Annotated in this window: 21 protein-coding genes and 1 pseudogene; 9 read left to right on the top strand and 13 right to left on the bottom strand. The window is 75.4% G+C overall.

Annotated features, from left to right (window positions below; genetic code table 11):
* Positions 1 to 47 precede the first annotated feature (47 nt).
* Together ACN27C_RS11640 and ACN27C_RS11635 are read right to left on the bottom strand one after the other, a co-directional pair.
* Positions 48 to 1526 (bottom strand): pyridoxal phosphate-dependent decarboxylase family protein, encoded by a 1479-nt coding sequence (locus ACN27C_RS11640; protein WP_422751148.1) that lies wholly within the window; start codon positions 1524 to 1526, stop codon positions 48 to 50.
* 43 nt (positions 1527 to 1569) lie between these two features.
* On the bottom strand, positions 1570 to 2994 hold the full coding sequence (locus ACN27C_RS11635; RefSeq protein ID WP_422751147.1) for an MFS transporter: 1425 nt from the start codon (positions 2992 to 2994) through the stop codon (positions 1570 to 1572).
* Between the two features lie 123 nt (positions 2995 to 3117).
* On the opposite strand from ACN27C_RS11635, the gene ACN27C_RS11630 reads away from it, so the two are divergent.
* Both ACN27C_RS11630 and ACN27C_RS11625 read left to right on the top strand, forming a co-directional pair.
* Positions 3118 to 3474, top strand: a complete 357-nt coding sequence (locus ACN27C_RS11630) for a hypothetical protein (RefSeq protein WP_422751146.1) — start codon at positions 3118 to 3120, stop codon at positions 3472 to 3474.
* Positions 3474 to 3914, top strand: a complete 441-nt coding sequence (locus tag ACN27C_RS11625; RefSeq protein WP_422751145.1) for a nucleotidyl transferase AbiEii/AbiGii toxin family protein — start codon at positions 3474 to 3476, stop codon at positions 3912 to 3914. Before ACN27C_RS11630 ends, ACN27C_RS11625 begins: the two co-directional genes overlap by 1 nt.
* 55 nt (positions 3915 to 3969) lie before the next feature.
* On the opposite strand, the gene ACN27C_RS11620 is transcribed toward ACN27C_RS11625, so the two are convergent.
* The gene (locus ACN27C_RS11620) at positions 3970 to 4281 is read right to left on the bottom strand and encodes an MGMT family protein (protein WP_252449560.1); all 312 of its coding nucleotides are present in this window, start codon (positions 4279 to 4281) and stop codon (positions 3970 to 3972) included.
* Positions 4282 to 4294: 13 nt separating this feature from the next.
* Between ACN27C_RS11620 and proB the strand changes: the two genes are divergently transcribed.
* Both proB and ACN27C_RS11610 read left to right on the top strand, forming a co-directional pair.
* A complete protein-coding gene (proB, locus tag ACN27C_RS11615; protein WP_120573046.1) occupies positions 4295 to 5452 on the top strand; it encodes a glutamate 5-kinase in 1158 nt (385 codons plus the stop codon).
* Positions 5453 to 5478: 26 nt separating this feature from the next.
* The gene (locus ACN27C_RS11610) at positions 5479 to 6720 is read left to right on the top strand and encodes a glutamate-5-semialdehyde dehydrogenase (RefSeq protein WP_422751144.1); all 1242 of its coding nucleotides are present in this window, start codon (positions 5479 to 5481) and stop codon (positions 6718 to 6720) included.
* An 881-nt stretch (positions 6721 to 7601) separates the two neighbouring features.
* Here ACN27C_RS11610 and ACN27C_RS11605 read toward each other — a convergent pair.
* The 6 genes and pseudogenes from ACN27C_RS11605 to ACN27C_RS11580 form a co-directional block, all read right to left on the bottom strand.
* Positions 7602 to 8471, bottom strand: a pseudogene (locus ACN27C_RS11605) (hypothetical protein); the annotation flags it as partial.
* A gap of 130 nt (positions 8472 to 8601) precedes the next feature.
* Positions 8602 to 9849 (bottom strand): adenylyltransferase/sulfurtransferase MoeZ, encoded by a 1248-nt coding sequence (gene moeZ, locus ACN27C_RS11600; protein WP_199733261.1) that lies wholly within the window; start codon positions 9847 to 9849, stop codon positions 8602 to 8604.
* Between the two features lie 41 nt (positions 9850 to 9890).
* A complete protein-coding gene (locus ACN27C_RS11595; protein WP_252449556.1) occupies positions 9891 to 10718 on the bottom strand; it encodes a DUF3152 domain-containing protein in 828 nt (275 codons plus the stop codon).
* 78 nt (positions 10719 to 10796) lie between these two features.
* A complete protein-coding gene (locus ACN27C_RS11590) occupies positions 10797 to 11660 on the bottom strand; it encodes a DUF3152 domain-containing protein (protein ID WP_357896493.1) in 864 nt (287 codons plus the stop codon).
* A 5-nt stretch (positions 11661 to 11665) separates the two neighbouring features.
* Complete coding sequence (locus ACN27C_RS11585; protein WP_120573040.1) at positions 11666 to 12745, bottom strand: alpha/beta fold hydrolase; 1080 nt, start codon at positions 12743 to 12745, stop codon at positions 11666 to 11668.
* Between the two features lie 40 nt (positions 12746 to 12785).
* Complete coding sequence (locus ACN27C_RS11580) at positions 12786 to 15662, bottom strand: hypothetical protein (protein ID WP_422751143.1); 2877 nt, start codon at positions 15660 to 15662, stop codon at positions 12786 to 12788.
* 149 nt (positions 15663 to 15811) lie between these two features.
* Here ACN27C_RS11580 and ACN27C_RS11575 point away from each other — a divergent pair, with 149 nt between their 5' ends.
* Both ACN27C_RS11575 and ACN27C_RS11570 read left to right on the top strand, forming a co-directional pair.
* Positions 15812 to 16450 carry a TetR/AcrR family transcriptional regulator gene (locus tag ACN27C_RS11575; protein WP_013288691.1) on the top strand — a complete coding sequence of 213 codons (639 nt, stop codon included), beginning with the start codon at positions 15812 to 15814 and terminating at the stop codon, positions 16448 to 16450.
* A gap of 65 nt (positions 16451 to 16515) precedes the next feature.
* Positions 16516 to 16743 carry a DUF3107 domain-containing protein gene (locus ACN27C_RS11570; protein WP_013288692.1) on the top strand — a complete coding sequence of 76 codons (228 nt, stop codon included), beginning with the start codon at positions 16516 to 16518 and terminating at the stop codon, positions 16741 to 16743.
* Between the two features lie 45 nt (positions 16744 to 16788).
* On the opposite strand, the gene ACN27C_RS11565 is transcribed toward ACN27C_RS11570, so the two are convergent.
* Positions 16789 to 17460, bottom strand: coding sequence for a ferritin-like fold-containing protein (locus tag ACN27C_RS11565; protein ID WP_422751142.1), 672 nt, complete (start codon positions 17458 to 17460; stop codon positions 16789 to 16791).
* 282 nt (positions 17461 to 17742) lie between these two features.
* Here ACN27C_RS11565 and ACN27C_RS11560 point away from each other — a divergent pair, with 282 nt between their 5' ends.
* Both ACN27C_RS11560 and ACN27C_RS11555 read left to right on the top strand, forming a co-directional pair.
* Positions 17743 to 19410 (top strand): DEAD/DEAH box helicase, encoded by a 1668-nt coding sequence (locus ACN27C_RS11560; protein ID WP_422751141.1) that lies wholly within the window; start codon positions 17743 to 17745, stop codon positions 19408 to 19410.
* A 209-nt stretch (positions 19411 to 19619) separates the two neighbouring features.
* The gene (locus ACN27C_RS11555) at positions 19620 to 20768 is read left to right on the top strand and encodes a class I SAM-dependent methyltransferase (protein ID WP_422751140.1); all 1149 of its coding nucleotides are present in this window, start codon (positions 19620 to 19622) and stop codon (positions 20766 to 20768) included.
* 12 nt (positions 20769 to 20780) lie between these two features.
* On the opposite strand, the gene ACN27C_RS11550 is transcribed toward ACN27C_RS11555, so the two are convergent.
* Entirely contained in the window at positions 20781 to 21212 is a 432-nt protein-coding gene (locus tag ACN27C_RS11550; protein ID WP_358175246.1) for a hypothetical protein, read from the bottom strand.
* A 192-nt stretch (positions 21213 to 21404) separates the two neighbouring features.
* Between ACN27C_RS11550 and ACN27C_RS11545 the strand changes: the two genes are divergently transcribed.
* Positions 21405 to 21824 carry a helix-turn-helix domain-containing protein gene (locus ACN27C_RS11545; protein ID WP_026268433.1) on the top strand — a complete coding sequence of 140 codons (420 nt, stop codon included), beginning with the start codon at positions 21405 to 21407 and terminating at the stop codon, positions 21822 to 21824.
* Positions 21825 to 21849: 25 nt separating this feature from the next.
* On the opposite strand, the gene ACN27C_RS11540 is transcribed toward ACN27C_RS11545, so the two are convergent.
* Both ACN27C_RS11540 and ACN27C_RS11535 read right to left on the bottom strand, forming a co-directional pair.
* Complete coding sequence (locus ACN27C_RS11540; RefSeq protein ID WP_422751139.1) at positions 21850 to 22920, bottom strand: hypothetical protein; 1071 nt, start codon at positions 22918 to 22920, stop codon at positions 21850 to 21852.
* Entirely contained in the window at positions 22913 to 23143 is a 231-nt protein-coding gene (locus ACN27C_RS11535; protein WP_120573033.1) for a heavy-metal-associated domain-containing protein, read from the bottom strand. The genes ACN27C_RS11540 and ACN27C_RS11535 overlap by 8 nt, the downstream gene beginning before the upstream one ends.
* Positions 23144 to 23183 lie beyond the last annotated feature (40 nt).

Raw genomic sequence — 23183 nt, 5'->3', positions numbered from 1 at the left:
AGTCGCCCGCCCGGCCGGCGCCCACGCGCCGGCCGGGCGTCGCCGTGTCACCAGGCCGGGCGCTGGAGCAGCCCGACGAATTCGGCGAGCAGCCGTTCCCGCAGCCGCGCCGGGGCGGCGTCGAGCAGCGTGTTCACCACCGCCATCCGGTCCGGCACCCCGGCGCCGCCGGCCAGGCCGAGCCCGTCGGCGAGCCCGGCCACCAGCTCGGAGGTGAGCGCCTCCGGCGTGAGGCTGCCGGCCAGCGCCAGCAGTTCCGGCGGCAGCACGACCGGCCCGGCGGCGCGGGCCGCCGCGACCGCCTCGGCCAGCGCCGGGCCGAACTCGGCCACCCGGGGCGCCACCGCCGCAGTCACCGTGAGGTGGACGCTGGCCGGCAGATCGGCGTACGTGAGCTGGGGCTGGGTGTGCCAGCCACGCGCGGTCAGCTCGTCGACGAGCACGAACAGGTCGAGCCCGGGATCGTCACTGGTGAAGCAGACCACTGTGGTCTCCGGTTCGGCCATCAGCCGCAGCCCGCCGGTGGCCCGTACCGCGCCGGCCAGCCCGGCGACCGCGTCCCGGGTGGCGGCGGCCAGCCGCAGGTAGCCGTCCTCGCCGAGGTGGCGGAGTGTGGCGTACGCGGCGGCGATCGGCCCACCGGACCGGGTCGAGGCGATCACCGGGTTCACCATCGTGTAGCCGGGCCAGTCCGCGTACGCGAAGAACTGCGGCGCGCGCAGCGCCGGATCGCGGTGCAGCAGCACCGAGACGCCCTTCGGCGCGTACGCGTACTTGTGCAGGTCCACCGAGATCGAGGTGACCCCCGGTACGGCGAAGTCGAACGGCGGCACCGGCGCGCCGAGCCGGCGCAGCCAGGGCAGCGCCCAGCCGCCGAAGCAGGCGTCCACGTGGCAGCGCACCCCGGCGGCCCGCGCGACGGCGGCGATCTCGGTCACCGGGTCGACCACCCCGTGCGCGTACGACGGGGCGGACGCCACCACCAGCACGGTCTCCGGGCGGATCGCGGCGGCCACCGCTGCCACGTCCGGCCGCAACGTCACCGGGTCGACCGGCACGGTGTCGAGCGCGACCCGCAGGTAGTGCGCCGCCTTGGCGAACGCGGCGTGCGCGCTCGCCGGCGCCACGATCCGCGGCTCGGTCAGGTCGGGGCGGGCGTCCCGGGCCGCCTTGACGGCGAGCAGCAGCGACTCGGTGCCGCCGCTGGTGACGCTGCCGACCACGTCCGGCGCGCCGGTGCCGGGGCCGCCGCCGAGCAGCCGGGCGGCGGCGCCGACGAGCGCGTTCTCCATCGCCAGCAGCGACGGGAACGCGGTCGGGTCGAGGCCGTTGACGTGCGCGCTCTCCGCGTACGCGGCCTGCGCCAGCGCGTCCAGCCCGGCCACGCCGGGGTCGTAGACGTACGCGAACAGCCGCCCGCCGTGCGTCGGACGGTCGGCGGCGCGCAGCGCGCGGACCTCGTCGAGTACGTCTTCCGCGGGCATCCCCCGCGCGGGCAGCGCGCCCACGTCTGCCGTGTCGGTCATCGGGTGGTTCCTCTCGTGGACGGGCCGGGCGGGCGGTGCTTGCTCATGCCCGCGCGGCCGGTGCGGCGCCGTCGGCCTCGGGTGCGGCGGCGGCCGACGTGGTGGCCCCGGGCGCGGTGGCGTCGGGCGCGGTGGCGCCGGGCGCGGTGGCCAGATGGGCCGGGGTCAGGGTGTAGCCGCGCAGCAGCACCAGCGGGATCGCCACCAGCAGGGCCGGCAGCACGGTGAAGCCGAGCAGCACGCCGAGACGGGCCGTGTCCGACTGGACGGCGGCGGTCCCGGTGGACGAGGAGACGTAGCCGGAGAGCTGGAGCACCAGCCCGTAGATGCCCGGCCCCAGCGCCAGCCCGAACGTCTCCCCGGCGGTCCACAGCCCGGTGAACACCCCGGCCTGCCGCCGCCCGGTGCGCGCCGTGTCGTACGCGATGCAGTCCGGCAGCATGGCAAGCGCGAAGACCTGCTGGCCCGCGTACCCGACGCCGATCACCGCGACCACCGCGTAGGCCGCGGCGGCCGGCAGAGCGGGCGCGGTGACCAGGGCCAGCGCGCCCGCCGCGAAGATCAGCGACGCGGCGACCAGCGACGTCCGCTTGCCCAGCCGGGCGCCGGCCCGCGACCAGAGCGGCATGACCAGCAGCGCGGGCGCGACGAAGCAGGCGAACAGCAGCGTCGGGCCGCTGTCCGGCTCGCGCAGCACCTGGTCGGCGAAGTACTTCACCCCGGCCAGCACGGTGGCCACCCCGGCGGACTGGATCACGAAGCAGATCAGCAGCACCCGGAACGGCCGGTTGCCGGTGGCGACCGCGAGCTGCGCGCGCAGGCTCGGCTCGCTCTCCCCCACCGTTCCGGTCGGCGCGGACCGGGTGCCGAGGAAGACGCCGACGGTGCCGGCGACGATCAGCACGGCCACGAACAGGCCCATCCACCGGTGGCCGGGTATGCCGTCGCCGCCCGCGGTCACCACCGCCGGGGCCACCGCGCCGGAGACCAGGATGGCCAGCGCCAGCACCGCGATCCGCCAGGTCATCAACCGGGTACGCTCCGCCGGGTCGGCGGTCAGCTCGGCCGGCATGGCCACGTACGGCACCTGGAAGAACGCGAACGCGGTGGCTGTCGCCAGGAACGCCAGCGCCACGTACGCGGCAGCGGCCGGACCGTTCGCGAACGGCGCGGCGAAGATCGAGGCGAACAGCACCGCGAGCGCCAGCCCGCCACCGAGCAGGTACGGCCGGCGCGCGCCCCAGCGGGAGCGGGTCCGGTCGGAGATGCGCCCGGCGACCGGGTTGACCAGCACGTCCCACGCCTTCGGCAGCAGCACCAGCAGCGCGGCCAGCCCGGCGGCGACACCGAGCGTGTCGGTGAGGTACGGCAGCAGGAGCAGCCCGGGCACGGTGCCGAACGCGCCGGTGACCAGGGAACCCAGCGCGTACCCGAGGTGCACCCGGCGAGGCAGGCCCGAAGCTGTCATGGAGCCGAATGCTACTCACGTTATGGCCCGGGTCACATCCCCTCGTCCGGCACCGGCTGTTCGATGCCCGCTGGCACTCGCGAGTCGCGGCGAGCCGCAGGTCGGCACGGTTACCCTGTAGGCATGGACCCGGCCCGATCCGTCCGCAGTTCGAGGGCACCCTACGAGGCCCGCCCCGGCCGTCGTGCGGTCGTGGTCCCCGACCTGAGCGAGTTGCAGGGCCCCGTCGCAGGCGTCGTCGAGCTGCCCCACCGGCTGTTCTGGCAACCCGACCGGCACGTCGACCTCGACGTCCCGGGCCTGCTCTCCTGGATGTACGAGACGGTGCTCACCGAAGCCGTTCATCCCGACGAGCTGCGCGCCTGGCTGCACGGCCCCACCCTCATCCGGCTGTGGCCCGAGTTGTACGTGCCCCGCGGTGTCCGCCGCGCCTGGGAAGAGAGCCACCCGGCGCTGCGTGCCCGGGACGTCGCCGCCTGATGTCACCGGCGCCGGACCCGTTCCAGCACGAGGACGACGTCTTCTACGGCTTCGAGCACGACATGACCGAGTTCGAGGTTCGCCGCGACGACCAGACCGTGCGGCTCCAGCTCGTACGCTTCGCGCGCAGCGCCAGCCCGATCGTGCTCGACGTCGGGCCGGTGCTGCACCTGGACGACGTGATCGGCACCAAGGTCGCCGCCATGGTCACCCGCGCCCAGCCCCGCGACTACATCGACGTCGCCGCCGCCCTCGGCCGCTACAGCAGGAACGACCTGCTGGGCCTCGCACGGCGGGCCGACCCGGCGCTCACCGACGAAGAGTTCCAGGACGCCCTACAGCGCCTCGACCGCCTGCCCGACACCGTCTTCGCGCTCTACCGCCTCACCCCGGACCAGATCCGCGACCTCCGCCGCGCGTTCTCGGACTGGCCGCGATGACGGGCCCGGTCCGGCGCCGTCGCGATTGACCCCCGGCGCATCCGACGCGGTCGGGTCACCCCTCGTCCGGCGACCAGGAGGCCGCCGCCAGGTCCACCCGGTCGCCGCGCAACGGGCACCCCTCGGCGAGCAGCCGTTCCCGGGCCCTGCGCTCGTGCCCCGGCGGCATCCGGCCGGCCGCGTTCACCACCCGGTGCCACGGCACCCCGCCACCGTGCCGCGCCATGATCGAACCGACCAGCCGCGGCGACGCCCGTCCCGAGCGCTCGGCCAGCGCGTCGGCCACCGCCCCGTACGACATCACCCGCCCCGGCGGGATCCGCTCGACCAGCGCCAGCACCGCCTCGACGTACTCGTCAGGTGTCACGAGCTGCCACGATATGGGAACGCGCCGCGGCGCGGCAGACCGCAGCGCGCAGAATGGTCGGGTGCGCGAAGCAGTCACCTCGGCCCGGCGGATCGTCGTCAAGATCGGTTCGTCCTCGCTGACCACCGCGACGGGCGGCCTGGACGACGCCCGGGTCGACGCGCTCGTCGACACGCTCGGCGGGCTCGCCGCCTCCGGCCGCGAGGTGGTGCTGGTCTCCTCCGGCGCGATCGCCGCCGGGCTCGCCCCGCTGCGGCTGCCCCGGCGCCCGCGCGACCTGGCCACCCAGCAGGCCGCCGCCAGCGTCGGCCAGGGCCTGCTGATCGGCCGGTACGCGGCCGCGTTCGCCCGGCACGGCCGCACCGTCGGGCAGGTGCTGCTCACCGTGGACGACGTGACCCGGCGCGCGCACTACCGCAACGCGTACCGGACGCTGCGCAAGCTGCTCGACCTGCACGCCGTGCCGATCGTCAACGAGAACGACACGGTGGCCACCGAGGAGATCCGGTTCGGCGACAACGACCGCCTGGCCGCGCTCGTCGCCGCACTCGTCGACGCCGACCTGCTGGTGCTGCTCTCCGACGTCGACGCGCTCTGGACCGGGAACCCGGCCCGTCCCGGCAGCACGCGGATCACCGAGGTGCACGGCGAGGGCGACCTCGCCGGCGTGGACATCGGCGGGGCCGGTCGCGCCGGGGTGGGCACCGGCGGCATGGTGACCAAGGTCGAGGCGGCCCGGATCGCCACCGGCTTCGGCATCCCGGTGGTGCTCACCGCCGCGCCGCTGGCCGCGCCGGCGCTGGCCGGGGAGCCGGTCGGCACGTACTTCCACCCGAGCAGCCGCCGCCCCGCCGCCCGTCTGTTCTGGCTGGCGCACGCCACCGCCCCCCGCGGCCGCCTGCACCTCGACCCGGGCGCGGTGCAGGCGGTGGTCGGCCGCCGCAAGTCACTGCTGCCCGCCGGCATCACCGCCGTCGACGGCGCGTTCACCGCCGGGGACCCGGTCGACCTGGTCGACACCGCGGGCGCGCCGGTGGCCCGGGGCCTGGTGAACTACGACGCGGTGGAACTGCCCGGCCTGCTCGGCCGTTCCACCTCCGAACTCGCCGCGGCGCTCGGCCCGGCGTACGAACGTGAGGTCGTCCACCGCGACGACCTCGTCCTGCTGTGAGCCCCACCGGTGAAGGAGTACGCACGATGAGCGTCGTCGAGCAGGCCCGGCGAGCCCGGGACGCGGCGGAAGCCCTGGCCACGGCCACCCGTACCGTCAAGGACGCCGCGCTGCACGCGATGGCCGACGCGCTCGTGGCGCGTACCCCGGAGGTTCTGGCGGCGAACGCGGCGGACCTGGCGGCCGGGCGCGAGGCCGGGCTGTCCGCGGCCGTGCTGGACCGGCTCGCGCTCGACGAGGGCCGGGTGGCGGCCATCGCGGACGCGCTGCGCCAGATGGCCGCGCTGCCCGACCCGGTGGGCGAGGTGGTACGCGGCTCGACGCTGCCGAACGGCCTGGAACTGCGCCAGGTGCGGGTGCCGTTCGGGGTGGTCGGCATCGTCTACGAGGGCCGGCCCAACGTGACAGTCGACGCCGCCGGGATCTGCCTGAAGTCCGGCAACGCGGCGCTGCTGCGCGGCTCCTCGTCGGCCGCCCACTCCAACGCGGCGCTGGTCGCGGTGCTGCGCGACGCGGTCGCCGGCGCCGGGCTGCCGGCGGACGCGGTGCAGCTGCTCGACTCCAGCACGCGCGACTCGGTCAAGGAGCTGATGCGCGCCCGCGGCCTGGTCGACGTGCTGATCCCGCGCGGCGGCGCGTCGCTGATCCGCGCCGTCGTGGAGGAGTCGACGGTGCCGGTGATCGAGACCGGCGTGGGCAACTGCCACGTGTACGTGGACGCCGCCGCCGACCTCGGCAAGGCCCTGGCGATCACGCTGAACGCCAAGACCCAGCGGCTGTCCACCTGCAACACCGCCGAGTCGCTGCTGGTGCACCGCGACGTCGCGGACGAGTTCCTGCCGGCCGTGCTGGCCGCGTTCGCCGACGCCGGGGTGACCGTGCACGGCACGCCCGCCGTGGCCGCCCACTCCAACACCGTGGTGCCGGCCACCGACGAGGACTTCGGCACCGAGTACCTCTCCGCCGACATCTCCGTCGCTGTGGTCGACTCGCTCGACGCGGCGGTCGCGCACATCCGCCGGTACGGCACCGGCCACACCGAGGCGATCGTCACCGACTCGCAGCGCACGGCCCGGGAGTTCGTGGCCCGGGTGGACGCCGCCGCCGTCATGGTCAACGCGTCCACCCGGTTCACCGACGGCGGCGAGTTCGGCTTCGGCGCGGAGATCGGCATCTCGACGCAGAAGCTGCACGCGCGCGGCCCGATGGGGCTGCCGGAGCTGACCAGCACGAAGTACGTGGTGACCGGAGACGGCCACCTGCGCTGATCGCCCTTGCCTCCTGTCGCGCGCCAGATCGGGGAGGTGGTGGCAGCCCCGCACCCACTTCCCCGAACTGGTCCGGGGACGCGCCAGATCGGGGAAGTGGTGGTATCCCAGGGCCTCTGATGCCACCACCTCGCCGTACTGGTCGAGCACGCGCCAGGTCGGGGAAGTGGTGGTATCCCGGCGCCTTTGATGCCTCCACTCCCCCGAGCTGGTATTGATCATCGGCGGCCGGGCTACGCGATCGGGAGTGGATCTCCGTCGGCCGGTGTGGTGGGGTCGACCGGCGGAGTCGTACCGGGCTGCGGCGGTGCGGCGATCACCTGGGCCGTGGGCTCCGACGGCGGCATGACCAGTGGCGGCAGCCCCGGGGGCACCGGGGCGGCCGGTGGCACCGCGACCGCCGGAGGCAGAGCGGGCGGCACCGGGCCGGGCAGCAGGTCCGCCACCGGCTGCACAGCAGGCCCGGTGCTCTCGCCGGGCAGCAGATCGGGTGTGACGATCCAGGCGGACCACGGCCCCTGCCCGGCCGGCACCTCTACACCGGCCGATGGATCGGGCACCGCCCCCGATCCGGGCGTGGCATCCGGCTCGACGTCCGGACGGAACCAGGTCTGGGGCCCGAGACCCCGGGCCGGAAACAGGTCCGGCGCGCCGTCCGGACCGACTGACGGCGCGGGCGTGATCCCCGATCCGGCCGACGGCGCGGACGCGGACGGTGGAGGCGTAGACGGCGGAGGCGCGGACTCGGGGACTGGCGGCGGAGACGTCGATGCGGGGAGCCGGCGCGGGCGCGGGACCGGCACCGCTGGCGGCGCGGGCAGCTCGGCGGTCTGCGGCACCACGAACGGCGCTCCGGACACCGGGGCCTCGGGCGTGTTCGGGCGGCACGCGCGGATCGCCCGCAGCGTGGTGTGCACGTCGAACTGGTGGCCGTCGTCGCTGTCCCAGCCGCCGTCGCTGCGCTGCGTCTCGGCGAGCCGCCGGCGCGCCGACACCAGCAGCCACTGCTCCTCGCCCACGTCGACGCGGCGCAGCGTGGCGGCCAGCCAGGCCACGTCGGCCGGGGACATCCGGGGGATCCGGTCGGCCAGCACCGCCTGGATGCGCGCCGACTCGTAGTACATCTGCTGGCGGTGCAGCACCGCGGCGGCGAGCCAGCCGGCGGGCAGGAAGGACGGCCAGCTTCCGTCCGGCGCGAGCTGGGCGGCGAGCGTCTGCGCCGCCGCCTGCACCACACCGGCGTACGCGCCGCCGACCCGGTGGTCGAGCGGCCCGGCGGCCCGGGCGTCGAGTCCGGCCACTGTGAGCCAGAACCCGGCGTTGGCGGTCTGGTAGAGCCGGGCCTCGGGGTCGCCCGGGGTGGCCCACTCGGGGGCGAGCCCGGCCAGTGACGGGTCCTCGTCCCAGCCGCCGTCGGGCAGTTGCCGGGCGGCCAGCCAGTCCAGCGCGTGCCGGGCGGCCGGGCGGCCCAGCGCGCCGAGGTCGTCCAGCTCGGCCAGGCGGAAGCAGGTGGCGTCGACGGAGGCGACCTCGCCGTCGAGGACGGCGGGCCAGCCACCGCCCGGCGCCTGCCCGGCCTCGGCGGCGTCGAGCACGTCGGGCGGCACCGGGGCGCCGGAGCGCAGCCGGGAGAGGCGGGCGCGGTCCACCGCGTCACCGTGAGCGACGACGAATCCGATCGCCGCGTCCAAGTCCACCACGGCACTGACGGTACTGGTGCGGCCGAGGTTACGCCTCGGTAGCTCGGTCAGGGCCGGTACCGCCCACCGGCCCTTGAGATCATCCGCCGTTGGGGTGCGCGACCGGGTGTTTGCCCATGCCAGGGGGCACGGAAAGCGCGATGGGCCCGCCCGGAACGCCGGGCGGGCCCATCGACACGACTCAGTACGACGGCAGCGACGGGTCGATCTGCTTGACCCAGGAGAGCACGCCGCCCTGGACGTGCACCGCGTCGGTGAACCCGGCCGCCTTCAGCGCGGCGAGCGCCTCGGCGGAGCGGACGCCGGACTTGCAGTGCAGCACGATCTGCCGGTCCTGCGGGAACTTCGCCAGCGCCTCGCCGGACAGGATCTCGCCCTTGGGGATGAGCGTCGAGCCGGGGATCCGGACGATCTCGTACTCGGCGGGCTCGCGCACGTCGACCAGGAAGATGTCCTTGCCGGAGTCCTGCCAGTCCTTCAGCTCCAGCGCGGTGATGGTCGAGTCGACCACCGCCTCCTGCGCCTCGTCGGAGACCGCGCCGCAGAAGTCCTCGTAGTCCTCCATCAGGTCGGTGAGGGTCGGGTTCTCGCCGCAGAGCACGCAGTTCGGGTCCTTGCGGACCTTGATCTTGCGGTAGCTCATCTCCAGGGCGTCGTAGACCATCAGCCGGCCGACGAGCGGCTCACCGATGCCGGCGAGCAGCTTGATCGCCTCGTTGACCTGGATCGACCCGATCGACGCGCAGAGCACGCCGAGCACGCCGCCCTCGGCGCAGGACGGGACCATGCCGGGCGGCGGGGGCTCCGGGTAGAGGCAGCGGTAGCAGGGGCCGTGCTCGGCCCAGAACACCGACGCCTGGCCGTCGAAGCGGTAGATCGAACCCCAGACGTACGGCTTGCCGAGCAGCACGGCCGCGTCGTTGACCATGTAGCGGGTGGCGAAGTTGTCGGTGCCGTCGACGATCAGGTCGTACCGGGAGAAGATGTCCCGGACGTTCTCCCGGTCCAGCGCAGTGTTGTGGATCTCCACGTTGACCAGCGGGTTGATCTCGCGGATCGACGCCGCGGCGGACTCGGCCTTGGACCGGCCCACGTCGGAGACGCCGTGGATGACCTGGCGCTGGAGGTTCGACTCGTCGACGGTGTCGAAGTCGATGATGCCGAGCGTGCCGACACCGGCCGCGGCGAGGTAGAGCAGGGCCGGCGAGCCGAGGCCACCGGCGCCGACACAGAGCACCCGGGCGTTCTTCAGCCGCTTCTGCCCCTCCACCCCGACGTCCGGGATGATCAGGTGGCGCGAGTAGCGGCGGATCTCGTCAACGGTCAGCTCGGCGGCGGGTTCGACGAGCGGGGGCAACGACACGGTGGACTCCCCGGGATCGGCGGTGTGACCGCGCCATTGTCGCTCGCCCGGGCGGGGATCGGCCATGATGAGGGACACTCGGCCCGAACTGCGGGACCGGGAATAACTCAGACGCCGTCGGTGGGCTCGCCGGAGTACCGCATCCCGCCGACGTACGGCCAGGCGTTGGGCAGGCAGCCGTCCAGTCCGTACGTCTGCTGCTGCATCACCGGGGCGGGCGCGCCGGGCTCGGGGCACGCCTCGTGCAGCTCGCCGAACTCGTGCCCGACCTCGTGGTTGATCACGTAGGTGCGGTAGACCTCCAGCGGGGCGCCGTAGTCGGGCACCGCCGTCATCCACCGGGCCAGGTTGAGCACGACCCGGCCGGGCAGCCGGCAGGAGGTGTACCGGTCGGTGCGCAGGCCGCCTTCGGCGCACATCCGCTCGGAGGTGACCGGGGTGGCGAGGTAGACGGTGAAGTCGGCCGCGGCGGCCTCGGGTACCCGCTGCACCCGCAGGTCGCCGGACGCGATCCAGCTGCGCGGGTCGCCCAGCACCGCGTCCACGGTGGCGGCGAACTCGTCGGCGTCCTGACCCGTACCCTGCTCGACCTCGACCCGGTAGCGGCGCAGCGGGCCCTCCTGTCCGCGTACCGGAGACCGGCCCTGGGCCACCGCGAACGTGCCGGGGCCGGCGGTGGGATAGCCGGTCGGCGCCGGGGCCGGGACGTCGGCCTCGGCGGCGCCGCGCGCCAGCGACGGTTCGGCGGCGAGCGACGTCCCGCCGTGCCCGGACGGCGGCGCGCTCAGCCGGGTGATGCCGACCGCGCCGCTGACGGCCGCGAGCAGCATCGCCAGCAGCAGCACGGAGCGGCGGCGGCGCCGGCGCATCCGGCGCAGGGTGGGACGCTCGGGCGGCGGTGCGGCGGGGTTGTCGTAAGGGGACGACGACGTCATGACCTCAGCGTGCCATGCAATTCGGGCATATAGCTGCTTTTGCCGCCTATGCCGCGAATGTTCTTCACAAACCGGTGCTCAGAGAGCCGGCCCGGTGTACCGCTTCCCACCCACGTAGGGCCACGGGTTCGGCCGGCAGCCCTTGAGGAACAGCGTCTGCTGCTGCATCACCGGCGCCGCCCGGCCCGCGCCCGGGCACCCCTCGTGCCGGTGCCCGAGCTGGTGGCCCACCTCGTGGTTGACCACGTAGAGCCGGTAGTCGTCCAGCGGCATCCCGGCGGCGACCAGGTGCGGCGCCGAGGTCCGCCACCGGGCCAGGTTGATCACCACCTTGCCCGGCACGCGGCACGACGTGTACGGCACCCCGCCCACCCGGATGTCGATCCCGCCCGCCCCGCACAGCCGCCCCGCCGTGTCGCGGGTGGCCAGGTAGATCGTGAAGTCGTACCGGTCGCCCGGACCGACCCGCTGCAACCGCAGCTTGCCGCCGTCGACCCAGCTGCCCGGGCCGGCCAGTGCCCGCTGCACCGCCTCGCCGAAGGCGGGGACCTCCTCGCCGGAGCCGTTCTCCACCGCGACCCGGTAGCGGCGCAGCGTCCCCGAGCGGCCGAGCACACCGCCGGTCCGCTCGTCGTACGCGAAGGTGCCCCGGCCCTTCGCCGGCCCCGGGCCGGACAGCGTCAGCACCGGCGCGGCCGGCGAGCTGGGCGTCACCGGAGGCGGCGGCGGAACGCTCGGCGTGGACGGCGCCTGCGTGGGGGCCGGGGGCTGGGCGACGAACCCGTCGGTGATCCGGGTCCCCGCGCCCGCCGACGGCAGTTGCACCGCAACGCCGACACCGACCGCGGCGGCGGCGACGAAGGCGCAGACCACGAGCGCGGTGCGCCAGTGACGGAACGAGGAACGGGAGCGGGCGGCACGAGGACGGCGGGAGCTGGGCATCCGGCTCAGCCTGCCATGTCACGCTCCGTTCCGCTCTCCCCCGTTCCGGCCACCAGCGCTGTGGCCTGCGCATTCTCCCGTTCCGGCCGCCCGGCGCCCGGCGCGTCGCCCGACGACACGCCCGCGCCCGCCGCCTGCTCCGGCTCCGCCTCGGCGAGCAGCCCCAGCACCGCCCGCGCCACGGTCCGGGGCACCTCCAGCTGGGCCACGTGCCCGACGCCGTCGAGCATCAGCAGCCGGCTGTCCGGGATGACCCGGGCCGCCTGCGGCGCCACCCGCACGTCGACCAGCCGGTCCTGCCGCCCGCCCACCACGAGCGTGGGCGCGCGTACCGCAGCCGCCTGCCGCCAGAGCGCGCCCTCCCCCGGCAGGTACGAACGCAGGAAGCTGCCGACCAGGCCCCGGAACGTCCGCACGTACGCGGCGGCGTAGTGGGCCGCCTCGTACCGGACCCGGATCTCGTCGATCGCCTCCTGCCGGCGCTGCTCACTGATCCGGGTCAGGTCCGCCACGCACGCCTCCATCACCTGCTGCGCGGTCACCTCCGGACTGAACTGGGCCAGCCGCCAGGCGGCCAGCCGTTCGCCCCGGGGGATCGCCAGCAGCGGGAGCATCCGCCCCTGCAACGAGCGCCGGAAGTCCAGGAACGGCAGGGCGGGCGAGACCAGTGTGAGCGTGCGGACCAGGTCGGGACGCAGCGCCGCCACCCGGACCGAGATCGCACCGCCGAGCGAGTTGCCGAACAGGTGCACCGGCCCTCGGTCGCTGTGCTCGATCCAGCGGATCACGCGCTCCGCGAAGGCCGGGATGGTGTAGCGCGGCCCCGGCTCGCTGCGCCCGAACCCGGGCAGGTCGATCGCCTGGCCGTCGAGCCGGTCGGCGAGCAGGCCGGCCAGGTCGGTCCAGTTCTGCGCCGATCCGCCGAGGCCGTGCACGTACAGCGCGGGCTCCGCGCCGGGACCGGTGGCCGGTGTGTCGCGGACGTGCACGAGCGTGCCGTCGAGGCGTACGTGCCGGCCCGGCCAGGGCGGCGGGACGTGGTGTGCGGGAAGGCTGTGCTCCGGCCAGAGTGCGGCACGTTTCATGTTTCCAGTCTCCCCCGCACGGGCCGCACCGCACACCGGCTCAGGAGAGCAGCGCCTCCAGCCGCCGGTTCACCGCCGCGAGCGTGGCCCGCACGACCGCCTGCCGGGGATCACCGGCCACCAGTGCCGAACCGGCCAGCTGCTCCACCCAGCCGTCGCAGACCAGCAGCACCACCACTGTCGCGACCTCGCAGTTGCCGAACGGCACCACCGCGGCGTGCTCCACGAAGCACCGGCCCCGCTCACCGGCCGGGACGACCCGGCCGAGCAGCTCGTCCACCGCGGCGGCCGCGGCCACCGCGCAGAGCCGCAGCACGTACCCGTCGACAGCCGGGCCGGTCGCGTGCCCCTCGGCCGTCCGGTCGCCCGCGACCAGGCGGACCTCGGTGGTGGCGTCCAGGCCGAACGTGCTCACCAGGACGTGCTCGATCACCACCCGGGGCCCCGGCACGCCGCCGGTGTCCAGCGGTCGCGACGGCGCGGTCTCCGTCGTGGTCATCTGCCCACCGGAGTACGACGTACCGAGCGTGACCGGGCTGCCGGTGGACATGCCGGTCGGCGCGGCGGCCAGCGACGTCTCGTCCACCGCGGCCCGGCCCCGGTGGGTGGCCTGCCGGCGGCGGCGCGGCGGCTCGTCGCCGTCGCCGGGCGCCGCGGCCGGGCGCGTGGCGCGGTCGGCGCCGAACCTTGCGTCGCCGGAACGGTTGGCGGCCGGCCGTGCCACGGCGGTACGCGACGGCGTCTCCTCGCCGGCCGCCTCGTCACCGGTACGGGCCTCGCCCGGCTCGGGCTGCGCGGCGGCACCGGTCCCGCCCGTCCGGGCCGGGCCCGGCGCCGGCTGCGCCCCGGGTGCCCGGGTGTCCCCCGCGCGCGTCTCACCGGAGCGGTCCAGCCGGGCCGACCGGCGGCGCAGCGGAGCCGGCGGCGGCACGGCGGGCGCGCCGGGCAGGTTCTGCGGGGCGGCGGCCAGGCCCATCCGCTCCTGGAGCAGCCGGGCCACCAGGCGGCTCACCTCGGCCGGGTCCGCGCCGTCGGCCAGGTCGAGCCGGAGGCTGTGCGCACCGGCCGGGGTACGGCGCAGCGCGGCGTCGCGTACGCCCGCCACCTCGCGGACCGCGTCGAGGATCGCGTTGACGTCGAAGCCCTCCGGCCGCTCCCGCAGCGGCGCGGGTTCGTCGTCGCGGCGCAGGTGGGTGGCGATGCGGGCGAGTTCGGGGGTCTCGGCGGACGGTTCCACTGCCGGTGGCTCCGGCACGACTGGCACGTCCGGTTCCGAGGGGACGCGCTGCGGCAGCACGGGGGACGGTTCCTCCGGTCGGGGCTCGGCGACCGCGTCGGCGGCCGGCACCGGTTCCGGTGCGGACCGGCGGGCCGCGTAGGGAGGGGCGCTCGTCGGGTGGGGCGCGGGTGCGCGGTCGAGACGTTGCGCGCCGCCCTGGGCGGGAACGCCCGAGGTCGGCGGCACGGCGGCAGCCGCGTCGGCGGGCGGGGCCGGGGCGTACCCACCGGCCGGGGCGGGCGGGGCGCTGGACACCGGCGGCGCGCCGGGCGCGGGCGGGGCACTCGTCGGCGGAGGGCCCGGGGGCGTGATCAGCGGGGCGACCGGCACCGGCGGCCCGGCCCAGGAGGGCCGCTCGTAGCCGTGCGGTGGTTCGGCGTCGCCCCGGGGGAGGCGGAACGGGCGGGTCGGCTCGGGCGCCGGCTCCGGCGCGGCCGGGGGCTCGTACCGGCGCGCCGGCTCCGGCCCGGCACCCGGCTCGTACTGCCGGGGCGCCTCGGACTCGGCGGACGGCGGGTACTGCCGCGTCGCCTCCGGGCCGGGGGCCGGCTCGGCGCGCAGCGGCTCGTACGGCCGTACCGCCTCGGGCCGGGGTGGCTCGTAGGCGGCGGGCGGCTCGACGCGCGCCGGCTCGTACGGCCGCACCGGCTCGGGCGCCCACTCGGCCGCGCGGTCCTCGCGGGCGGTGCGGTGGGCGGCGCTGTCGTCCTCCCACTCGCGCCGCTCGGCGGCGGGCTCCTCGGCGCGGCGGGCGGGTGGCTCCTCCGGGCCTCGGACCGGCGGCTCCTCGGCCCGGCGGGCCGGCGGCTCGTCGGTGCGGGCCCACGGCGGGGCCCAGCCGTCACCCCAGCTCGGGCGGTTCCAGGACGGCCCCGACCAGTCCGGCTCACCGGCCCTCGGGTCGTCGGCCGCCGGGATCTCGGCCGCGGCCCGCGGCTCGGCAGCGGCGGCCCGGCCCTCGGGCGGGTGGACCTCGCCCGGTGCGTGCTCCGGCCGGTTCGCGGCCGGCTGGGTGACGGGCCGGTCGGCCCAGCCCCGGGACAGCGACGGGGTGGACTCGGTGTTCGGCGCGTGGAAGCCCGGCGGCACCTCGAAACCGGAGGCGGCGGCGCCGACCGGCGGGACCTGGAGCGCCGGGGGCGCGGAGGTCGGCCCGCTCTCGGCCCAGCGCGGCGCCCGGACGGCCGGGTCGTCGGCGGCGTGCCGGGAACCGGCGTCCCCCGGGTCGGTCGGCTGCTCGATCGTCGGCGCCGGGCGCGGGGCCGGTACGGCCAGCCGTTCGCCGTCGGTGGGCCGGGGCGGCTCCTCCGTGGGCGGGGCACTGACCGGCGCCTGGCGGGTCACTGGCGACTCCTCCCCGGCGTGGTGCACGCCGTTGACGTGGCGGCCGTTGACGCGCCCCGGTTCCGGCGCGGAGTGGCCGGGCAGCGGGGCCGGCAGGTCGCCGTGCCGGGGCGAGGAGGCGGCCCAGCCGCCGAGGTCGCCGTAGGGCCAGCCGCCGGGCGCCGGAGCGCCGCGGGACCAGCCGTTCGGCGGGGGCGCCCAACCGCCGCCGGTACGGGCCGGTTCGTCCTGCTGGCCCGTCCCGTCGCCGTGCTCTCCCGGGGTGGCGGCTCCGGGTTGCCCTGTTTCACTCACCGCGCGCTCCTTGGTCGCCCCCGCTGAGGCTACCGTGTGGTGACAGTGGCGATAAGTTACAGCGGCGGGCCAATTCCGCGACGGGTTCACGAACCCGGACCGGTTCGGGTGATACGTGCCGGCTCGTACGCAGATACTCGGAGGATCCGATGACCGCAGTGGGGAACGGTGCACAGACCGCCGGTCGGCCCACCCGCCTGCCCCGCTCGGCGCGCCGTAAGCAGCTGCTCGCCGCCGCTCAGGAGGTGTTCGTCGCGCAGGGCTACCACGCCGCCGCGATGGACGACATCGCCGAGCGGGCGGGTGTCTCGAAGCCGGTGCTCTACCAGCACTTCCCCGGGAAGATGGAGCTCTACCTCGCGCTGCTGGACACGCACTGTGACGCGATAGTGGCCAACGTGCAGGACGCGATGAGCGGCACCAACGACAACAAGGAGCGCGTCGGCGCCGCGGTGCGCGCGTACTTCGACTTCGTCGACCACGAGAGCGAGGCGTTCCGGCTGGTCTTCGAGTCGGACCTGCGCAACGACCCGGCGGTGCGGCAGCGGGTGGAGCGGGTCGAGCAGGGCTGCATCGCGGCCATCACCGACACGATCATCTCGGACACCGGGGTCAGCCGCTCGCACGCCGAACTGCTCGCCTCGGGTCTGGTCGGCGCCGCCGAGACCGCCGCCCAGTTCTGGCTCGCCGGCGGCCGCCAGGTGCCCAAGGCGGAGGCCGAAGCGCTGGTCGCGGCCCTGTCCTGGCGCGGCATCGCCAGCTTCCCGCTGCAAGGTGAGTCAGCCTGAACATCGGGCCGCCGGATCGGATAGCCTTCCCACGGTGGCTTTTTCGCCCCAGTTGAGGAGGCACAGTGGAGGTCAAGATCGGCGTGCAGTACGCGCCGCGGGAGCTGGTCCTGGAGAGCGCGCAGTCGCCGGCCGAGATCGAGCAGATCGTGACCGACGCCTTCGCCAAGAGTGAGGGCACCCTCTCCCTGACCGACGAGAAGGGCCGGCGCGTGATCGTGCCGGTCGGCAAGGTCGCCTACGTCGAGATCGCCGAGGCGTCGCCTCGCGCGGTCGGGTTCACCGTTCGCTGATTCCCGCGGCACCGGCCGCCGTGGCGGGCCTCCCGCCACGGCGGCTCAGTTGTTCAACCCGACAGCCGTCATGCGCGCGGCGTGCGCCTCGGTCAGCCGGCGCAGCAGCCCCGGCACGTCCCCGCCGGTCCGCCCGATCAACGCGACGAGCGCGCCCCGGTCGGCGGCGGCCACCCGGCCCGCCTGGGACAGCGCCTCCCCGAGCAGCCGCCGCGCCCACATCGACAGCCGCCCGGCGGCCCGGGGATCGGCCTCGATCGCGGCCCGGATCTCGGCGCCGGCGAACTCGGCGTACCGGGAGTCGTGCAGCACGTCGAGCAGCAGTGTCCGGTCGGGGCCGGCCAGGCCGTCGGCGATCCCGCGCAGGAAGTCGTCGGTGATCGCGTCCCCCACGTACGCCTTCGTCACCGCCTCCGCCCAGTCCCGCGGCTCGGTCGAGTCGTGGTAGGCCCGCAGCGCCTCGACGTACGGGGCCATCGCCTCCTCCGGTGTGACGCCCCGGGCGGCGAGCCGGTCGGTGAGCCATCGGTAGTGCGCGATCTCGGCGGCGGCCATCTCGCTGAGCGCGGCGCGGCGGCGCAGGTCGGGTGCGAGGCGCGCGTCGGCGGCGAGGCGGTCGAACGCGAGCAGTTCGCCGTAGGCGACGAGCCCGAACAGATCGGTCGCGGCAGGGTCGGGGACGGCGGGGTCGGGGACGGCGGGGTCGGGGGCGGACACGAGCGCAGGCTACCGGCGCCACCCCTATGACTCAAGTCACAACGAACCGCCCCGCGTGCACGGCCACCACCTGGGAATCGGGACGCCTCAGGGGCCGTTCAGGTAGGATGAGACAGTTGCCGTGGGCACCGAATCGGTCACTTGCTGATCAACGCCGGTCCCCGACGCGCGTGCGGCCCGGTCCGGCTCGGCGAAATCGCCCCTGACCGCGTGGCCCGCGCCACACCGATCGCGCCCTGAGGACCTGAGGGGCGCACCACGAGAGGGCACCCCCAAATCCATATGAGCGAGCAGATTTCCGGCCAGCCACTGGCCCCCACCGCTCCGGTCCCCCCGGAGGCACCCACGTTCGCCGCGCTCGGCGCGCGGCAGGAAACCGTCGAGGCGCTGGCCGCCGCCGGCATCACCCGCGCCTTCGCCATCCAGGAGTACGCGCTGCCGATCGCGCTGCGCGGCGTCGACCTGATCGGGCAGGCGCCGACCGGCACCGGCAAGACGCTCGGCTTCGGCATCCCGCTGCTGGAGCGGGTGTTCGCCCCGTCCGAGGGCAGCGACGGCGTCCCGCAGGCGCTCGTCGTCGTACCCACCCGTGAGCTGGGCATCCAGGTCGCCAAGGACCTCGACGCCGCGGGCCGCACCCGGGGCGTCCGGGTGCTGCCGATCTACGGCGGCGTGGCCTACGAGCCGCAGATCGAGGCGCTGCGCAAGGGCGTCGAGATCCTGGTCGGCACCCCGGGCCGCCTGCTGGACCTGCAGAAGCAGAAGCACCTGCGGCTCGACCGGGTCCGCGCGCTCGTCCTCGACGAGGCCGACCGCATGCTCGACCTGGGCTTCCTGGACGACGTCGAGAAGATCCTGGCGATGCTGCCGGAGGACCGGCAGACCATGCTGTTCTCGGCCACCATGCCGGACCCGATCGTCGCGCTGTCCCGGCGCTTCCTGCGCCGCCCGGTGACGATCCACGCCGGGCACACCGCCGAGACCGGTCCGTCGCCGCAGACCAAGCAGCTCGCGTACCGCACGCACTCGCTGAACAAGGTCGAGATCGTGGCGCGCATCCTCCAGGCCGAGGGCCGCGGGCTGACCATGATCTTCACCCGTACCAAGCGGGCCGCCGACCGGGTCGCCGAGGATCTCGACTTCCGCGGCTTCGCCGTCGCCGCCGTGCACGGCGACCTCGGTCAGGGCGCGCGCGAGCGGGCGCTGCGGGCGTTCCGCGCCGGCAAGATCGACACGCTGGTCGCCACCGACGTGGCGGCGCGGGGCATCGACGTCACGGGCGTCACGCACGTGATCAACTACGACTGCCCCGAGGACCAGGACACCTACACCCACCGCATCGGCCGTACCGGCCGGGCCGGGGCCACTGGTTCCGCGGTGACGTTCGTCGACTGGGACGACATGCCCCGCTGGCGGATCATCGACAAGACGCTCGGGCTGGACATGCCCGAGCCGCCGGAGACGTACCACACCTCCGCGCACCTCTACACGGACCTGGCCATCCCGACGGACGTCAGCGGCACGCTGCCGACCGCCGAGCGCACCCGCGCCGGTCTGTCCGCCGAGGTCGAGGAGGACCTGGGCGGCGGCGGCCGGTCGCGCCGGGGTGCGCGGCGCGGTGACAGCCGGGGCCGCGAGCGTGGCGACCGCGACCGCGACCGCGGTCGGGGCCGGGGTGGCGACGGCGGTTCGTCCGCCGGTTCGCCCGCCGCGCAGGCCGACGCCGGGGACGACGAGACCCCGCGTACGCCGCGTCGCCGGCGTCGTCGCCGGGCCGGTGAGACGGTGGCCGGTGAGCCGACCGCGGTGATCGGTACCGAGGGCGCGGCCGAGACCGCCGCCGCACCGCAGCCCACGGAGGGCGAGGCCGCGAGCACCAAGCCCCGCCGTCGTCGCCGTCGCCGCAGCGGCAGCACCGGCGCACCCGCCGAGGCCACCAACGCCGACTGACCCACACCAACGGAAACGGCCTCCCGGACCCCCGGTCCCGGAGGCCGTCCCCATCCCCGCCCCCACGCCCGCCCCTGCCCTCATCGCGACGATCATGAAGTTGACGGCGCGACACGCCGTGTCCGGGTGCCGCCAACTTCATGATCGACGGGGTAGGGGCTGAGGGCGGGCGAGTGGGAGCGCGGGGAGAGCAGGAGAGGTAGGTACTGATGCCGGAAGCGTTGGACTCGGCGCTGGCCGAGGTGCGGGCGTTGCTGCTCGCACCGGGCCTGACCCGCGCGGTCGCCGCCGGGCGCCGCCGTGGGCAGCGTCCCTCGGTGGTACGCGCGGAGCTGCGCCCGGTCACGCTGAAGGCCGGTCCCCGGTTGCAGATCGCCGTCTCGGACGGATCACGGCCGCACACCCGCAACGTGGCACCGGGTATGGAGGCCGGCGCCGCGGTCGACGAACTGCTCGCCGAGCCGTTCGGCAACTGGCACGTCGAGACCGCCGACGCCACGCTCCAGCTCCGGGTCACCAAGTCCGGCGAGGCGCAGGTGCACCGCGCGGCCGCCAGCCGTCCGGCCGCCGAGCCGGGCGGGCACGACCGGTCCAAGGAGTGGCTGCTCGACCCCGGCGATCCCCTGTTCCGGGAGATCGGCGGCTCGGCGGCCAAGCGCCGGCAGGTCGACGCGTTCCTGCGGGCGCTCGCGGCCACGCTGCCCGACGACCTCACCGGCCCGCTGCGGGTGGTGGACCTGGGCTGCGGCAACGCGTACCTGACCTTCGCCGCCTACCGCTACCTGGTCCAGCGCGGCTTGGACGTGACGCTCGTCGGGGTCGACGTCCGCGAGGACCAGCGCCGCCGCAACACCGAGCTGGCCGAGCGGCTGGGCTGGGCCGACCGGGTCGGGTTCGTGGCCGGCACCATCGCCGAGGCGCCCGTCGAACCGGCGCCCGACCTGGTGCTGGCGCTGCACGCCTGCGACACCGCGACCGACGAGGCGCTGGCCCGGGCGGTGCGCTGGGGCGCCCGCTGGGTGCTCGCCGCGCCCTGCTGCCACCACGACCTGGCCGCCCAGCTCCGGGCCGGTCAGGCGCCCGCGCCGTACGAGCTGCTGACGCGGCAGGGCATCCTGCGGGAGCGGTTCGCCGACGTGCTCACCGACTCGCTTCGGGCCGCGCTGCTGCGCCTGCACGGCTACCGCGCCGAGGTGGTGGAGTTCGTCGACTCCCAGCACACGCCGCGCAACCTGCTGATCCGGGCGCGGCGGACGGCCGGTGCGCCGACCGACGGGCAGCGCGCGGAGTATCGCGAGCTGGTCGGCCAGTGGGGTGTCACGCCCCGGCTGGAGACGCTGCTGGCCGAGGCGGGCTGAGCCGCGGCGGTCCTACCGCCCCCGGTCGCCCCGGTTGCGGTCGCCCCGGTCCAGCACCGACACCCGCTCACCGGCGCTCCGGTGCGGCGGCCACTCGCCGTCGTGCGACGCGCTCGGGAACGGCACCACCTTCCCGGACTGCTCGGCGTTCCCGGCGGCGGCGAAGGCGTTCCACGAGATGTCCACGAGCATCCGCTTCAGCTCGGCGTGCCGAACCGCGGCGTTGCGCTGCACCGCCATCCGGGCTCCCAGCACCACCGAGGCCAGCGTCGTGCAGATCGCGCCGGTCGCGGCGATCAGGTGTACGCCGGTCGCATCGCCACCGCGTACCGCCAGCACCAGCAGCCAGATCCAGAAGCCGAGCGCGAACACCGCGGCCTTGGCTACGAAGAAGAGGCTCACCGCCCCGGGGCGATGCGGTACGGGACGGTCCGGCTCGGCCATGCTGTTCCTCCATCGACTCCCAGGGTTCACTCAGCCTATTACCCGAAGCGCATTGCCCGAAGCACACTTCCGTAGTTGTCGGGTCTCGCCGACGGGACCTCCGGACCGATCAGTCAGTTACTTCTCCGGTCCGGCGTACTAGGCTCGGTGCGCGAGCCGGGCCACCGGAGGAAGGGGACAGATCCACCAGGGATGGGTTCCGCAGACGTTTCGCCACAGATGGCCTTCGCGCGCTTCGTACGCCGGGCCATCGACGCCGCGCGCGAGGAGCGCGGCTGGACGGTGACCGACCTCGCCACCCACACCGGTGTCGGCCGCTCCACGGTGTTCCGCTGGCTGGCCGGGGACTGGCAGGACTATCCCGAACTCGCGAAGGTCCGCGGCTTCTGCGCCGCCCTCGACCTGCCCGTGGCGGCCGCGTTCCGCGCGCTGGGCCTGCCCGACGCCGGGCCGGTGCCCCGCCGCCGGGGCGCCGAGGACGGCCCGGTGGAGGCCGACGTGCGGGTCATCCTGGATCGGCTCGCCGACCCGAACGTGCCCGCCGAGGAGAAGCACCACATCCGCGACTTGCTCCGCTACCTGGCCCGCCGCCCGGTCCGCCGGGCCGGCTGACCTCCCGGCCGGCGACGCCCGCGACTCAGGCCACGGTCAGCGTGAACTCGGCGGTCCGCACCACGCCGCCGACCTGGAAGTCCAGGAACATCCGGTAGCTGCCCGGCCCCGGCGCGGTCAGCCAGAACGTCACGTCGTCGCCGTCGCGTACGGGCTCCGGGTGCACGTGCAGGTAGCCGAGGTCGCCCTCACGCAACGCCACCAGATGCCCGTACGCCCCGAGGTACGGCTCCAGCGCCGCCGCCGCGCCGTCCGCGCCGGTGACCCGGAACCGCAGCGGCACCGACTTCCCCACCTCCGGCGTGCCGGCGTACCCGACGGTGAACCCGTCGACAGTGGCCGACGTGGCGGCGGCGGGCAGCGGCCGGGGCCGGTACGCGCCGGACGCGGTCAGGTCGGCGCCGAGCACCACGGCGACCTGGCGCCCGTCGTCGGCCACCGCCGTGAAGTCCGCGTACATCCGCCAGGGGCCGGCCTCCGGCGCCGTGATCGGCACCGACCAGGTGCCGTCGGCGGCCATCGTCGGGTGCAGGTGCCGGTAGCCGCTGAGGTCACGCCGAACCATGATCACGTGCATCGGCTTGTCGTGCACGACGGCGAACCGGGTGACCGCCCGGCGCTGGTCGTCGCGGATCTGGAAGCGCAGCTCACCGGCGCGGCCCGCGACCAGCTCGGTCGACGGCACGAGCGTGTAGCCGGCCGAGGTGATCGACAGTCCGGTCGCGCCGTCGCCGCCGCCCTGGGTGACCGTGGCGCCGTCGTGCGTGTGCGCGCCGGTCCCGGGTGAGTGGGCGTGCGCGCCACCGTCGGCGCCGCCCGTGGCGACCCCGCCGGCCGTCGCGCTGCCGGGCCGGGCCGGGTCGGCCGGCGCGTTCATCCGCCCGAGGCCGAAGCCGAGCAGGACGGCGAGCACCAGGCCGCCCACCACCAGGGCCAGCCGCAACGTCTCCCGGTCCACCACGGCGGGACCGGCCGCAGCCGCCCCGGCCGAGCCACCCGCGCCGTCCCCGGACCCCGTCGCGAGGGCGTCGGAGCCGGCCTCGGAGTCGTCGGGGACGACGCCGGTGCCGGACGTGACCGACGACGACTCAGGCACCGCCGCCGACCAGCTCGTAACCCGCCTCGTCCACGGCGGCACGCACGGACTCGTCGGACAGCGGCGCCGCGCTGGTGACAGTGGCGGTGCCGCTGGTCAGATCGATCCGGACCTCGTCGACACCGGGCAGCGCGGACAGCTCCTCGGTCACCGCCTTGACGCAGTGTTCGCAGGTCATCCCGGTCACGGTGTACGTCTGGACGACGGGTCGCTGCTCGGTCATGGCCCCACGGTACCGCCGCCCGGGCGCGGGCCAGACGACG

Origin of the sequence: Micromonospora sp. WMMD1219 (assembly GCF_049315215.1) — a bacterium.
Taxonomy (GTDB): domain Bacteria; phylum Actinomycetota; class Actinomycetes; order Mycobacteriales; family Micromonosporaceae; genus Micromonospora; species Micromonospora tulbaghiae.
The sequence above is the reverse complement of the archived record's forward strand: the minus strand, read 5'-3'. Positions and strand labels throughout refer to the sequence as shown.